Source organism: Arcicella rigui (assembly GCF_034929435.1).
GTDB classification, from domain to species: domain Bacteria; phylum Bacteroidota; class Bacteroidia; order Cytophagales; family Spirosomataceae; genus Arcicella; species Arcicella rigui.
The window spans coordinates 99100-114115 of record NZ_JAYFUM010000019.1 but is presented as its reverse complement, the minus strand read 5'-3'; the positions used below and the strand labels follow the sequence as shown (position 1 = coordinate 114115).

The following is a 15016-nucleotide window of genomic DNA, read 5'->3' as shown; positions in this document are numbered from 1 at the left end:
AAAAAAACTTTCATTTTTTATTAAAAATTTCTTTCCAAAACATTTGCACAGTATGTAGAAACCTACTAATTTTGCATCACGATAAACGAACAACGAATCGCTAATCGTTGAAAAAAGCCTTCTTAGCTCAGCTGGTAGAGCAACTGACTTGTAATCAGTAGGTCATTGGTTCGATCCCGATAGAAGGCTCTAAAACAACAAAAACCCTTCATACATGGCGTATGAAGGGTTTTTTGCTTATAAAGCTTAGGTACGAGTTCAACACTGTTTTTCACCTATCTGGTGGCTGCTTCAAAATCTCCTCCCCTCCTTTTTCATTCTGAGCTAAAATGCTGTATTTTTGTTTGGCAAAAATTAAGGCTAATGAAATTTAATCAAATTATATATTCTTGCTTTTTTATACTTGTGTGCTTTGGCTTTACAGGATGCTTGTGGGCAAAGCGTTGCCCTGAAAAAAGCTGTCGTGTTTCAGTTGAACATAAGCACGAAGGCGGTGTTTTTCGTCCAAGGGCGGCTTTCTCTTGGGTAAGTACTAAAAAGCATTGGCCGTGGTCGGCAGTTGCTGGAAAAAACAAATACAACGCTAAAAAAGACAAAAAGAGTAAAAAACCTAAATTCAAATATTTGCTTCCTGGAGAAAGAGTAAATTTTGATAAAAATTAATATTGCAATAGGCTGTAAGCATTAGGTAAAATTTCATTTTTGCCATCTGTTTTATGCTTGAAAAAGCTAAACAAAAATTTTTTATTTTGTTTAATCGTTAAGTAATGAATAGAAATCAATTGACCCTTTTCACTTTTCGCAGAATAACTGATAATTAGAAACTTGAAATACTAATCACCAATCTCTATTTTCTAATCACTCCCTAAAACAAAATAAATCAAGCATTTTATACACAAATCCTAAAATATGAATCTAATAAAAGTAGCCGCAGGGGTCGTAAACCAAACACCACTCGCTTGGGAAAGTAATACTAAAAACATCATTGCTTGTATTGAAGAAGCCAAAAACCAAGACATTAGCTTATTGTGCTTACCAGAATTGTGTATTACAGGTTATGGTTGTGAAGATATGTTCTATGCCCAAGGTACTTGCGACAACGCCTTAGAAGCCCTTGAAGACATCGCTTTGCATACTTCAAGCATTGCGGTTTGTGTGGGTTTGCCTATCAAAATTCACAATCACTTGTACAATGCGGCTTGTTTGATTGTCAATAAACAAATCAGAGGCTTTGTTTGTAAAAAGACTTTAGCAAATAATGGTATTCATTACGAAACTCGTTGGTTTCAGCATTGGCCAGCTGGCGAGCGTACTGAAATAAAAATTGGAGAGTTTACTTATCCTGTTGGAGATTTATTATTTGAGGTTGGTGGCGTAAAAATTGGCTTTGAAATCTGCGAAGATGCGTGGATTGCCAATAGACCCGGTCGTGAACATTATTTAAGAGGCTGTGACATTATTTTGAACCCTACGGCGTCTCATTTTGCTTTCTTCAAAACTCAAACTCGTGAACGTTTGGTACAAGATGGTTCACGTGCCTTCGGAGTCGCTTATATTTATGCTAATTTACTGGGAAATGAAGCGGGTAGAGCTATTTTTGATGGCGATGCCATGATTGCTCAGGCAGGCGAAATGTTAGTTTCTGGTACTCGTTTTTCATATAAAGACCATTACTTGACTTCGGCGGTAATTGATTTAGATAAAATCAGATTAGAACAAATTCAAAATTTGTTTCATTACAAGAATTTCAATCCTGTTCAAGTACTTTTTGATTATCCGCTGATTGCTCCTATCAAAAACCGTTATGAATTAGAACATTGGGAAGCCAACGGTTTTCAAAAAGAAGAGGAATTTGCCCGAGCTGTCGCTTTAGCTTTGTTTGACTATCTCCGCAAATCTCGCTCAAATGGTTGGGTAATTTCACTTTCGGGTGGAGCTGACTCTTCTGCCATTACTGCACTTTGTTATTTAGCCATAGAAATGGCAGTAGATGAATTGGGCTTGGAAGGTTTCAAGAAAAAATTACAGTACATCAAAGAAATTCAAACTTGTACTTCTGTAAAAGAATTATCGGCCGCATTGATTACCAATGTGTATCAAGGCACACAAAATAGTTCGGCAGATACTCGTCATTCTGCTACTTCTTTAGCAAAAGACTTAAATACTACTTTCTTCGACATCGACATCAACGGTTTGGTTGAAACTTACAAAGGTTTGATTCAAGGAGCTATTGGCAGAGATTTATCTTGGCAAACAGATGATATTGCCCTACAAAATATTCAAGCGAGGGTTCGTAGCCCAAGTGCTTGGCTTTTGGCAAATATCAAAAATGCCTTGTTACTTTCTACTTCAAACCGTTCGGAGGCATCCGTAGGATATGCCACTATGGATGGAGATACTTCTGGCTCTATTTCACCTATTGCTGGTATCGACAAGCATTGGTTGCGTCATTGGTTGCGTTGGTTAGAAAATACTGGCTTAGGCGGCACACACGCAATCAAAGGATTGAATGCGATGAACAATTTGCAGCCAACCGCCGAACTGCGTCCGCTTGAAGCCAAACAAATTGACGAAGAAGATTTAATGCCTTATGATTTGCTAAACGCCATAGAAACGGCTGCCATCAGAGACAAAAAGTCTCCGAAAGACTGCCTACAATTGATGGAAATGGAATTTGATGGCATTTACTCTCAGGAAAAAATTGTGGCATCTATTGAACGTTTCTTCAAGCTTTTTGCCAGAAATCAATGGAAAAGAGAACGCTATGCACCAAGTTTTCATGTGGACGACCGCAACCTCGACCCAAGAAGTTGGTTGAGATTCCCGATTCTTTCTGGAGGTTTTGAAAAAGAACTTTCTGAAATGAGAGAATTTGTAAATAACTCTGGAAAAGGAAAACGCAGAGGAAAAATTGGATTTTAGTAATCGTAAAAATTGAAAATATGCTTTTAGCCATTGATATAGGTAATACGGATGTTGTTTTTGGCGTACACAATCGCCAAGAATGGATTCATCAGTTCAGAATTCCTTCTGATGCATCTCGTCGTTCTTCTGATTTTGAAGCCAAACTTCGTTTATTTTTCTTGGAAAATAATCTTAAAATTGGTGAATTCAATCGTGCTATTATCAGTTCGGTAGTTCCCGATTTAAAGAGTGTTTTGAAAGAAATGGTGCAACAAATGCTCGGGATTGAACCAACGATGATTGGGCCTGAAATCTATGAGCATTTGAAAATGGAAATTCCAAGTCCTTACGAAATCGGTACAGATTTGGTTTGCAATGCCACTTATGCCTATTATACTTATCAAAAAAACTGTGTTATTGTTGACTTCGGAACGGCACTTACTTTCACAGTGGTTTCGGGCGAAGGTAAAATTTTGGGGGTTTCTATCGCTCCCGGTTTGAAAACGGCTGTAAAATCGCTTTTCTCAAATACTGCACAGCTTCCAGAAGTGCCTTTAGAAATGCCATCTTCTGCTATTGGCAAAAATACAGTTCATGCCATTCAAGCAGGGATTTTGTGGGGTTATGTAGGAATGGTGCGTGAAATGATTATGCAAATCAAAAAAGAAGTAGGTGAAGATTGTATCGTTTTAGCCACTGGCGGACTTTCGTCGATTCTTACACCACTTCGTGATGAGTTTGATGAAGTAGATAAATTACTTACTTTAAACGGACTAAAAATTATCGCTGAAATCGTGCATACTTAATGGTTAGTAAATAGTGATTGGTGAATAGATTTGTAAAACACTATTTATCAGACACTTATAGAAAAAATATATCTTTATTCATTTTTGTTGATATAAATTCTTTATTAATAGCAATCCTTTGAATCGAAACAAATTCAAAAGATTGCTATTTTTTTTAATTTTTCTGCAACCTTTTGTTTCGTTCTTGCATCTAACTTACAAATTCTCCCGTCTATCATTTTCACAAACATTTCTGGGCACTTCTTTACCATTTATCATTTAGAGAAGCCGATTAGATAGTTTGCATAACAAGGTAGTGGGCATTACATTAGTTTTGTTTAATCAATTCACAATTAGAAAATCAGCAACAAACATTTGTTAATTATTCTAAACATAATTCTTCTTTAATCATGAAAACATTTATTTACTCTATTCTTATTTTACTGACTTTGGCAAATGGTAAAGCCCAAGCTCAAGGAAAAATATCTGGACAAATTACCGATAACAAAGGTAAAATTGTAGAATTCGCTACGATTACGCTCTTGCAAGCTAAAGACTCAAGTTTAGTAAAAGGAGCTTTAGCAGATGTAAACGGCTCTTTTGAATTTGAAAAAGTAAACTACGGAAATTATATCATTAATATTTCGCAGTTAGGTTACAAAAAATATTACACACCAAAATTTACTTTATCCTCTGAAAATCATAACATTAAGCTTTCAAATTTGATTTTATCCGAAGAATCTAAAGAATTAGGCGAAGTACAAGTAACAGCTAAAAAACCTTTTATCGAGCAACAAATCGACAAAACGGTTGTGAATGTTGAAAACTCTGTGGTTTCGGCAGGAAGTACTGCTATTGAAATTTTAGAGAAATCTCCCGGTGTAACTGTTGACAAAGACGGTAACATTTCTTTGAAAGGAAAGCAAAATGTAATGGTAATGCTGGACGGAAAACCAACGTATATGTCGGCAAGTGACTTGGCAAATATGCTTCGTAATATGCAATCGACGCAATTGGATAAAATCGAAATTATGACGAATCCGCCTGCCAAGTACGATGCTGCTGGAAATGCTGGGGTAATTAATATCCGCTTGAAAAAGAATCAAAATATTGGTTTGAATGGTTCAGCCAACATTGGTTTAGGTTATGGTCCGTATAAATCTTTACCAAAAGAAAGTGCAGGTTTGAACTTAAATTACAGAAATGAAAAAGTAAATGTTTTTGGTAATTTTTCGGCAAATGACAGACAAAGTTTTCAAATTCAACAAATTAACCGAAAGTTTTTTGAAAATGGTAAAGTAATTTCTGGTTTCGACCAAGTAGGCAATAACGAACGTAGAAATAATTCTTTTGCTTATAAAGTTGGTGCAGATTATTTTCTTGACAAAAAGAATACTATTGGTTTCTTGTTCAATGGAATGAATGGAAATTGGAACGAAGATACTAACAATGAAACTTTGATTAAAAATGCTACTTCGCAGTTAGATACTACTTCAAGAACTTTAGGAACGATTAGAAACGGATGGGGAAATTATTCAACTAATTTGAACTTCAAACACGTAATTGATTCAACAGGTAAAGAACTTACAGCCGATTTGGACTTTGCTCGTTACGACGCTAACAATTCGATGAAATATCGTACTTCAAAATACGATAATCAGAATATTCTAAGAACAACTCGCAATGAAGATGGAAAAGCAAATTCAAAAATCAATATTTATTCATTTAAGACAGATTTAGTATATCCAATCAATAAAACTTCAAAATTTGAAGTTGGTTTGAAATCAAGTTATGTTACTTCTAATAATGATATGCGTTTTGATTTCTTGATTGGCGATTTATATACTCCAGTACTCGATCCAACTCGTACTCGTGATTTTATTTACAAAGAAAATATCAATGCTGGCTATATCAACTATTCAAAAGAGTTTAAAAAAGTTAGTATGCAATTAGGTTTGCGTGTTGAAAATACCAACGGACAAGGTACTTTATTAGGAAAAGAATTATTGAACAGACATTATACTAATTTATTTCCAAGTGTATTCTTCCGCCAAAAACTCTCGAAAGACCATCAATTGGGCTACTCGTTCAGTCGCAGAATCGACCGTCCAAGCTATGAAGATTTGAATCCATTCTTATTCTTCCTCGACCCATACACTTATTCAAGAGGAAATGAGTTATTACAACCTCAATACACCAACGCTTTTGAAGTATCACATACTTTCAAAGATGCTATTACAACCACAGTAAATTTCAGCCGTACAAATGGCGTTATGACTGATATTTTGGAACAAAACAACGCTTTGAAGACTACGAACCAAACAAAAATCAATATTGGTTATGTAGAAAATATAGGAATTGCCTTCTCAGTACCTGTGCCAATTACAAAATGGTGGTTTAGTAATACTTACTTCAATTTGTATAATAATCACTATGTGGGCGATATTCCTAAGACGATTATTGCTTCAGATGGTACTTCATCGACAATTTTTCAACCTTTGGATGCTCGTGCTACAAGTTACCAAGCTAACATGACGCACCAGTTTACTTTACCGAAGAAATTCACTTTAGAATTGAGCGGTTGGTATATGTCGCCATTCATTGAAGGACAAATGTCTGGTCGTCCAATGGGTGCAATGTCTTTCGGTATTCAAAAGAAATTAATGAACGACAAAGCGACAGTTAAATTAAATGTCAACGACGTTTTCTGGTCGAACAAATTTAATGGTTCATTTATCTTTAATGACATCGACGTTCAAGTAGTGAATAAATGGGAAAGCCGAGTAATACGCTTAAACTTCTCGTATCGTTTTGGAAATAGTAAAGTTGCCGCAGCACGCCAACGCAAAACTGGTTTAGAAGATGAAAAAGGTCGTGTAAAAAGTGGCGGAAACTAACAGAAAACGCTAATCTATTTTGATGAAAACAAGAAGGATGCCTAAACGGGTGTCCTTTTTTGTTATGAATATGTTTTTTGGTTTTACTCAAAGTGAGTTTTAATCACCTCAATAGAAAAAACACACTTTGAGTATTACCTGTGAAAAATCAAATTTTTTAACCAATTGGAAAACTGCCAATCAAAATGTTTGAGGATAAAGTGTTTAAATGTGTGAAAATATATTTGATAACAGTCGGGGCCAAGCTCAGATAGAAAATCAATTTCTATCATCAGCAGGTCAGTGTCAGGAAAAAAGAGGCTACCCACTGGTAGAAGCTCTTTTTTCAATAAATAATGACTACTTCGCTGCAATGTAAATGTTAGATGGCGTTAAGAATTCGAAAAAACGCTCTAACCAACTTTTTTTAACATCATTACTTTTAGATGTTCTCAAGTTTGCTTTGCGGCTCTTTGATTCTTCCAGAATCAATTCGGCCAATAAAAGATTGTATTTCATAAATTTAATCATTTAAATTGTTGCACCGAATCTGACGTTGATGAGCCTAACAGGCTTTTTAAAATATTAAATATCAGTGCTTTCGGTGTTAATCAATTGACTGACACAAAGTTATGAAAAATAGTTTCAATAATTCCAAAAAATATAATTATTCCAATACAGATTCTTTAAATACTGCAATTTTATTTGATTATTTTAAGATTTAGCTCATTTTTTCACTCCAATTAGGGCTAACATCCTTCCTGTTTTCCCTTGCTCTTTCCGATGCGAAAAGTAGTTTTCGTTCTGTAAAACAGTCGAAAATTCAGAAATTTCTATCTGATTTTCGGGTACTCCGCAGGCTAATAATTGGGCTTTGTTTGCCTTTTTCAAATCGACAAAATACTTATTTTTCGATTCATCAAAACGTTTGTAAACGTCTGCAAAATTTTGGGCTACCTCCTCTCCTACTTCAAAAGAACATTCGTCAATACAAGTACCAATATAGGCAAAACAGTCTGCTGGATTTGTGCCAAAAGTGGCTTGCATTTTAGAAATTGTCTTTGCTACAATCTCTAAAACCGTTCCTCGCCAGCCTGCATGAATAGCCGCCACGGCATTTTGTTTGGCATCAAAAATCAAAATGGGCGTACAGTCTGCCACCGTAACCGCCACAAATACTTCTGCTTGATTACTTATCAAAGCATCGTAGCCTTCGTAAGCACCTGCTTCTGTGGCAATTAAGATTTTATCTTCATGAATTTGATACGAATAAGCTACATTTTCAGTAGCGACTGTCAGTGCTTCAAAGAATTTATCTCTATTTTTATACACTGTTTCAAGCTCATCGCCCGAATGTAAACCTAAATTCAAGGATGTATAGGGAACTTGACTATAACCGCCATGACGAGTACTTTCGGCGGCAATTAGGTTGGGGAATGGTTGAAATATTTTTGGTTTGGTAAACATATTTTTATGGGGATTTTTTGACTTTAGGACTTGATGACTTTAGGACTGAAGGACTTTAAGACTTTAGGGGTTTAAGACTGAAAGACTCAAGGAATTAATAATTTAATGAGGTCTGGGTTTCATTATTAAAGTAATTAAATCATAAAGTCCTAAAGTCTTTGAGTCCTAAAATCATAAAGTCCTTCAGTCTTAAAGTCATAAAGTCCTAAAGTCAAAGAAATGAAATTAATCTATCTTTTGCCCTTCGTTCTTTTTATCAGTTGCCAAAAAGAAAAAATACCCTCACAACCTGCTGGGATTGCTCTTTCTTTTGATGACCGATTTATTAAAGAATGGTTTCAGCTTAGACCTTTGTTGAATAAGTATCATGCAAAAGTAACATTTTACATTACGCAACCCGATAGCCTTTCTGTGGAAGAAGTAAAAATGTTACATCAATTTAAAGCAGACGGACATGAAATTGCCTGCCACGGAGCAATGCACGTGCGAGCAGTTCCTTATCTCTGGGAACATACTTTGGAAGAATACATGGAAAATGAAATCTTCAAAGCCCTGAGAACGATGAAAAAACAAGGTTTTTCGCCTACAACTTTTGCTCATCCGGGCGGCTCGCAGATTTGGTACTCCGACCGTGAACTGCTCAAATACTTTACTCTTTTAAGAGATGTTTCGATGAAAGAAAGAACAATATGGGGTTTTACTTATACCAGAGCCATTGAAAATATGGACGAAATTTATCATCAGCACGACGGTACTCGTAAAGTAAATGCTTTATTAATTGATGCAGGAACAAATCTGAATATCGAAGATGTGAAAAAAGGATTAGCCCGAGCAAGCCAAGAACATAGCGTTATGATGCTTTTTGGACATAAACCTCTGCGTAGAATCACTCATAAACCCGATGAATATGGCTTTGATATACATTTTTTAGAGCAAATCTTGGCAGAAAGTGCTAAATTGAAACTTCAATACTTCACTATGAACTCTTTGTAGTTCATCAACCAACAAAACATGAAAAAACAAACAACCTTCATCACAAGCATCCTTTTATCTTTATCATTATCCACTTTTGCTCAGGATAATGACTCCGTTATGGTTCGTAAATTCTTTGACGAATCGCTAATGCGAGGAAAATCTTATGAATGGCTTCGAGACTTGACTGGCAATGTCGGCCCAAGATTAAGTGGCTCGGAAGGAGCAAAAAAAGCCGTACAATGGGGAAAAACTTTATTAGAATCTGGTGGTTATGACCGTGTTTTTTTGCAAGACGTAATGGTGCCACACTGGGAACGTGGAGCAAAAGAAGAAGGCTATATTTTGAATGGCAAAGAGAAAATAAAAGTACCAATTGCGGCTTTGGGTGGCTCTATCGCAACGCCTAAAAAAGGGATTACTGCCGAAGTAATTGAAGTAAAAACTTTTCAAGAACTAAGAGCATTGGGCAAAGAAAAATGCGAAGGCAAAATTATTTTCTTCAATCGCCCAATGGATGCTACCCGTATCAATACTTTTGAAGCTTACGGAATGGCAGGCGACCAACGTCGTGCGGGAGCAAATGAAGCCGCAAAAGTGGGTGCAATTGGCGTTATTATTCGTTCGTTGAGCAATACAGAAAATGATTATCCGCATACAGGTTCTATGTCTTATGCTACTGGCGTGCCATTGATTCCTGCGGCAGCTTTAAGTACTAAAGCGGCTACCTTGTTGAGTAATATTTTAAAGGAAAATCCTTCAACAAAATTCTATTTCAAACAGTCTTGTCAAACTTTTGATGATGCTCCTTCACATAATGTAGTGGCTGAAATCAAAGGTTCGGAACATCCAGAAGAAATTATTGTAGTGGGTGGACACTTAGATTCTTGGGATTTGGCACAGGGGGCTCACGACGATGGAACAGGTATTGTGCAGTCGATGGAAGTAATTCGTATGTTTAAAGCTTTGAATATTCGTCCGAAACATACGATTAGAGTTGTATTGTTTATGAACGAAGAGAATGGCACTCGTGGCGGTATCAAGTACGCTGAATTAGCCAAAGCCAATAATGAAAAACATATTTTTGGTTTAGAGTCAGACAGCGGAGGATTTACCCCAAAAGGTTTTGGAATGCAAGGGGCTTCGGCTGAATTATTAAGTAAATTTCAAGCCTACCGCAAATTATTTGCTCCTTATGGCATCCACGAATTCGAGCGTGGCGGTGGCGGTGCTGACATCGGCCCTTTAGCTCCACAAGGAACAGTTTTAATTGGTTTCAAACCAGATTCACAGCGATATTTTGAATATCACCATGCTTCAAACGATACTTTCGAGACGGTAAACCAAAGAGAATTAGAATTAGGAGCAGCAGCGATGGCAAGTTTGGTTTACTTATTGGATAAAATGTAGTTTTAGCTTTGAGCCTTGAGCAATGAGCTTTGAGCAGGTTTTTGAATTAAAAAGGGTATCAAGAGATTTATTCTTGATGCCCTTTTTGATTTAAGTTTGTTTATAATTACTGATGGCATGACTTGAAGTCATGCCATCAGTATAGAATAGATACCCTTTTTTGTGTATTAATTATAATTCTATTTTAGTCATCGCTCATGACATAGTAATTATAGTTTTTTTGAAAGTTGTCCTGACTAAAAATATTTTGTCGTTTTAGAAATTTTAAGTAGTTTACCCAGACTATTGAATCCACATTAAAAGATTTTCAAATTACAGAGAATTTATTCCTAATAATTAAAGTCATAAAACAATCTATATCAATTATTTCACTAAACTCATGAAAACGCCTCCTCCTTACCGTATATTCTCCGCTCTATTTTTAGTTTTTTCATTTTATTTGTCATTGTATCCAAGTAGATTGCTGGAAATAAAACTATGGATAAAACATTGTAGTATCGCTGATACACTTTGGTTTATTGTTGGGCTATTAGCAGGAATGCTAACTGTATTTTTATCTAATCGGTTTGAACAGAAAACTAAATCATAAGTTGTTAAGACAACTCTTAAAATTTGTCTAAACAAATCCAAAATCCCATCAGAAAAACAATCAACAAAAATGAAATTACAAAACAACAAAATCCTAATTACAGGTGGTGCAAGTGGTATTGGATTAGGACTTACAGAAAGATTTATCCAAGAAAATAATACGGTTATTATCTGCGGAAGGCGTGCAGATGTTTTAAAGGAGGTAGAAGATAAATTCCCTTCCGTAATTACTAAAGTATGTGATTTATCGCTTGAATCTGAACGTATTACCTTGTATGAATGGATTGCTAAAGAACACCCAGACTTGAATGTTTTGGTAAATAATGCAGGAATTCAAAATTGGATGGAAGTATCTGACAATGATTTTTATGCCAAAGCAAGCCATGAAATCAATACTAATGTCTTAGCTCCTATTCACCTTATTTCATTGTTTATTAACTTGCCGTCTTTGGCTACTATCATCAATGTAACTTCTGGTTTGGCTTTTGTGCCACTCACCAAAGTACCAGTTTATTGTGCTACAAAGGCTTTTTTCCATTCGTTTACGCTTTCTTTGAGACATACTTTAAAAGCCAAAGCAATTGAAGTAATTGAAATGATACCTCCAGCTTTAAATACCGACCTTGGAGGGAAAGGTTTACATGATGAATACCCACCAGTATCTGCTTTTATTGAAGCTATCTTCCAACAATTGGAAGAAGGAAAAACAGAACTTACTTTTGGTTTTAGTGAAATGCTTTCAAAAGCAAATCCAGAAGTTATCAATGCTACTTTCAACCGCATGAATCCCTAAGTTATCATACTCATTTATTTAAACGATTTCCCTACCAATAGCATGCCCACAAATCATGCTATTGGCGTTTATTCGATAAACTGTCCTTAAAATCTTTTAACACTTCCACTGAATCTTTTTGGGGTATTTGGTAAGACAAAAGGCTCTTCTGAGAACCTTTTAGCATATCCAAAGAACCTTTTTTGCGGTATTTTGCGGGAAAAAGGTTCTCCCGATATCCTTTTAGAATGTCCGAAGAACCTTTTTTGCGGTATTTTGCGGGAAATAGGTTCTCCCGATATCCTTTTAGAATGTCCGAAGAACCTTTTTTGCGGTATTTTGCGGGAAATAGGTTCTCCCGACATCCTTTTAGAATGTCCGAAGAACCTTTTTTGCGGTATTTTGCGGGAAAAAGGTTCTCCCGATATCCTTTTAGAATGTCCAAAGAACCTTTTTTAATGTATTTTTAGGAAGATAGGTTCTTTTGAGAACCTTTTAGAGGGTCTTTATCTACAATTACAATAAAATAATCTTTATCTTAAAGGCTATCTGTTTTCAACCCTCCTCGTGATTTGATTAAATTTATCGCATTGATAAAATCATTTGCTTTAGGGTCATTTTTAAGCATTAATGAATTGATATAATTACTCAATGACTTTTCAAGCAGTAAGTTTAATGCTGTTAGAGGCTTGGCATTGATTCTATTTTCACTGTCGAAATAGTAATATACATGAAGTTGATAAAGTAAAGTTTTATTTTTTTCCTGCTCTTCTAACTCTGTTGCATAAAAAAGAACCATCATCATTTTCTCAATAGCTGTATTAACATAATCATAGCCCTTAATTTTGGACAATGGTAAAATATAATTTATCCAAGAGAAGAGAACTGAATGTCCTCCATATTCTCTATCTACAATGAAATAATGACCTTTACCTAATGCAAAGTCCAATAGTTCGTCTTTATTTATTGCTTGTTCAAATAAGTTTATCATTTATTTTCATGGTTGTTCTCGTGATTTGTTTAAATTATTCTTAGCAATATTTTAGTTAAACTACGTATAAAATGGGTTTACATAGTTTATTTTAGGCAAACGCTTCTATTTATTTTAAATAATTATATTCCAATGATTTAAAAATAATGTACCCCTTTTAAAAATATAAAAAAATAAGGTAATTTGTAAATAGTTATTTCTCACATATTTTGAATTCACACCCAATGAATCAAACCAAAAAAATCAAAAAGAATAAAGAAAATTTTAATATTCAAATGCCATTGATTTTATCAATGATAGTAATTTGTGCATTAATAGTTCTTACAATAATGTTTTTACCACTAATAAACTCAATTTTTAGTAAAAAGAGTTTTTTAAATAGCTTCACTTCTCTTTTACCAATTACAAACAATTTAGGAGGAACAATTGGTGGACTACTCGGCCCAATAGTGGCTTTATTGGCAGCTCTGCTTACCTATTGGGCTTTTATGGAGCAGGTAAAAGCTAACAAGAAACAAGCAAAACAATTTAAAAAACAATTTAGAGACCAACAGAACAGTAAATTTGAAAGTAGATTTTTTGAATTATTAAAAATACATATTGAAAATAGAGATAGATTTAACAATCTATTTCCTAAAAATGATGGTTTTGCTGAAATTTTAAAAGAGTTGAAATTTTTACATAATATTTTTGAAATAACTTATGAGCAAGAAAATATAAATTTTCTTAACAATGAGAAATTCATTAAATATAGACATAGTTCTTCTATGAATGAATTAGATTCTTATATCAAAGAAATTATTAATCTTATTAAGATTATTCTCTTGGATCCTGAAAGTAGAAATTTGATTATAAATAATGATAATAAGTCTTTTATTTCTGCTCTGGAAAAGCTGATATATGAAGAACGTGACTTTGGTTTTCCTGAGAATAGTTTAATAAGTAAGAAAAGTAAATGCCTTTATTTAAAATATAATGATTTAAAAGACAAAGAGAAAATAGAACAAGTATCTTTAATTATTGATTCAAATCCTCATGCTTTGAAGGGTTATTTAATAATACTATCTCCTTATCTGAGCACATTAAGATTACTTTTTTCATTTATCAATGAAGATAAATTTTTGAGAGGGAAGAATAAAAGACCTTACTTTGATATAATTCGGTCAACGTTTACTATTGATGAACTATGTTTTTTATACTTCTATTTTGTAAGCGGATTTGACCCCTTGTTTTCAAAAGTTGATATTTTAGATGCTTCTCTATTCTATGAATTAGATAAAAGAAAGGTAGATTCCATAATTGATTATTGCAGAGTTGAAAATTATTTTGAGCATATTTATCAAGATTTTATATATGAAAATAATAATAAGATTGGTATTAAGGATTTCTTCAGAGATATAACAAAATTTAAAACCTAAAATTATTCTCCCAAGCTTTCAGTAGTGTTTTTCACTGCCTAAAGCTAAGTCCTGTCAGTTATTTAATTTTTTAATTAACATTTAGCATTTCAAACTCATAACTCACCATTCAAAACTCAGCACTCATTCCTACCTTCCACAAATCCTTTTATAATCACAGTATTGACATTTGTCTTGGTCTTGGGTTTTTTCAAAAGGTTTTTCTGGATTAAGTAAATCGCTGACGAATTGTTGTAGGTATTTTTCGGAATCAGCTACAAAATCCGTGGCTGTTTCGCCTGCATTAAAGACAGTTTTTTAACCTTTGTACTTTCGAGGATTGAGGTATCTTAAATAAGGTATTTTCCCAAAGTCGGAATCATTATCAGATAATAGAATTGAGTCATAGCATAAAGCAATAAGATTTGTATCAATTAAATATCTCTTTCCCATTCATTTCTGATATTTTCAAAGTGATTTTTAATATCTTCTTTATCTTTTGGGTCTATATTTTTCCAAGCTCCTCGCAAAGTACCTTTCATTGAAGTACCAGAAACCGCTATCTTAGTATTTTCAGGCTGTTCTAAAACTTCTTCCTCTGTAAACATCACAAATACCTTTACTTTATGAGTAAGTTCTGGCTTTTCTTTTAGAATTATCTGACCATTATCATAAACTCCTTCTATGGCTGTTAGCATATTATTATCGTTTTATACTAAATCAAATATAGTGGTTTTATTCATAAGATTTTGTCTAAAATTCATCAAATCATCGCTTGTTTACTGTTTTATTATCACGTTATTTACTTCAATCTTACATGGCAAAAATGAAGAGTATTACAAATTCACAACTCA

12 protein-coding genes, 1 tRNA gene and 1 pseudogene are annotated in these 15016 nt (G+C 34.3%); 9 read left to right on the top strand and 5 right to left on the bottom strand.

Annotation, left to right across the window (positions count from 1 at the left end; genetic code table 11):
* The first annotated feature begins 116 nt into the window (after window positions 1–116).
* The 5 genes from VB248_RS15970 (at window position 117) to VB248_RS15950 (ending at window position 6586) form a co-directional block, all read left to right on the top strand.
* Window positions 117–189, top strand: a tRNA-Thr gene (locus VB248_RS15970).
* A gap of 174 nt (window positions 190–363) precedes the next feature.
* Window positions 364–663 carry a hypothetical protein gene (locus VB248_RS15965; RefSeq protein ID WP_323297799.1) on the top strand — a complete coding sequence of 100 codons (300 nt, stop codon included), beginning with the start codon at window positions 364–366 and terminating at the stop codon, window positions 661–663.
* 246 nt (window positions 664–909) lie between these two features.
* Window positions 910–2922: an NAD(+) synthase gene (nadE, locus tag VB248_RS15960; protein ID WP_323297798.1), complete on the top strand. Its 2013-nt coding sequence runs from the start codon at window positions 910–912 to the stop codon at window positions 2920–2922.
* 20 nt (window positions 2923–2942) lie between these two features.
* On the top strand, window positions 2943–3710 hold the full coding sequence (locus VB248_RS15955; protein ID WP_323297797.1) for a type III pantothenate kinase: 768 nt from the start codon (window positions 2943–2945) through the stop codon (window positions 3708–3710).
* A 389-nt stretch (window positions 3711–4099) separates the two neighbouring features.
* Entirely contained in the window at window positions 4100–6586 is a 2487-nt protein-coding gene (locus tag VB248_RS15950) for an outer membrane beta-barrel family protein (protein WP_323297796.1), read from the top strand.
* A 705-nt stretch (window positions 6587–7291) separates the two neighbouring features.
* Here VB248_RS15950 and pgeF read toward each other — a convergent pair.
* Window positions 7292–8032: a peptidoglycan editing factor PgeF gene (pgeF, locus tag VB248_RS15945; RefSeq protein ID WP_323297795.1), complete on the bottom strand. Its 741-nt coding sequence runs from the start codon at window positions 8030–8032 to the stop codon at window positions 7292–7294.
* Between the two features lie 219 nt (window positions 8033–8251).
* Between pgeF and VB248_RS15940 the strand changes: the two genes are divergently transcribed.
* The 3 genes from VB248_RS15940 to VB248_RS15930 all read left to right on the top strand — a co-directional run bounded on the left by VB248_RS15940 (window position 8252) and on the right by VB248_RS15930 (window position 11795).
* Window positions 8252–9025 (top strand): polysaccharide deacetylase family protein, encoded by a 774-nt coding sequence (locus tag VB248_RS15940; RefSeq protein WP_323297794.1) that lies wholly within the window; start codon window positions 8252–8254, stop codon window positions 9023–9025.
* A gap of 18 nt (window positions 9026–9043) precedes the next feature.
* Window positions 9044–10414 carry a M20/M25/M40 family metallo-hydrolase gene (locus VB248_RS15935; protein WP_323297793.1) on the top strand — a complete coding sequence of 457 codons (1371 nt, stop codon included), beginning with the start codon at window positions 9044–9046 and terminating at the stop codon, window positions 10412–10414.
* 658 nt (window positions 10415–11072) lie between these two features.
* Window positions 11073–11795 carry an SDR family oxidoreductase gene (locus VB248_RS15930; RefSeq protein ID WP_323297792.1) on the top strand — a complete coding sequence of 241 codons (723 nt, stop codon included), beginning with the start codon at window positions 11073–11075 and terminating at the stop codon, window positions 11793–11795.
* Window positions 11796–11853: 58 nt separating this feature from the next.
* Here VB248_RS15930 and VB248_RS15925 read toward each other — a convergent pair whose 3' ends face one another.
* Both VB248_RS15925 and VB248_RS15920 read right to left on the bottom strand, forming a co-directional pair.
* A complete protein-coding gene (locus VB248_RS15925) occupies window positions 11854–12219 on the bottom strand; it encodes a hypothetical protein (protein WP_323297791.1) in 366 nt (121 codons plus the stop codon).
* A 93-nt stretch (window positions 12220–12312) separates the two neighbouring features.
* Window positions 12313–12765, bottom strand: a complete 453-nt coding sequence (locus tag VB248_RS15920) for a hypothetical protein (protein WP_323297790.1) — start codon at window positions 12763–12765, stop codon at window positions 12313–12315.
* A 224-nt stretch (window positions 12766–12989) separates the two neighbouring features.
* On the opposite strand from VB248_RS15920, the gene VB248_RS15915 reads away from it, so the two are divergent.
* Window positions 12990–14183, top strand: coding sequence for a putative phage abortive infection protein (locus VB248_RS15915; protein WP_323297789.1), 1194 nt, complete (start codon window positions 12990–12992; stop codon window positions 14181–14183).
* Between the two features lie 129 nt (window positions 14184–14312).
* Here VB248_RS15915 and VB248_RS22605 read toward each other — a convergent pair.
* Window positions 14313–14450: pseudogene (locus VB248_RS22605) on the bottom strand (hypothetical protein); the annotation flags it as partial.
* A 146-nt stretch (window positions 14451–14596) separates the two neighbouring features.
* The gene (locus VB248_RS15910; RefSeq protein ID WP_323297788.1) at window positions 14597–14860 is read right to left on the bottom strand and encodes a hypothetical protein; all 264 of its coding nucleotides are present in this window, start codon (window positions 14858–14860) and stop codon (window positions 14597–14599) included.
* Window positions 14861–15016: the final 156 nt, after the last annotated feature.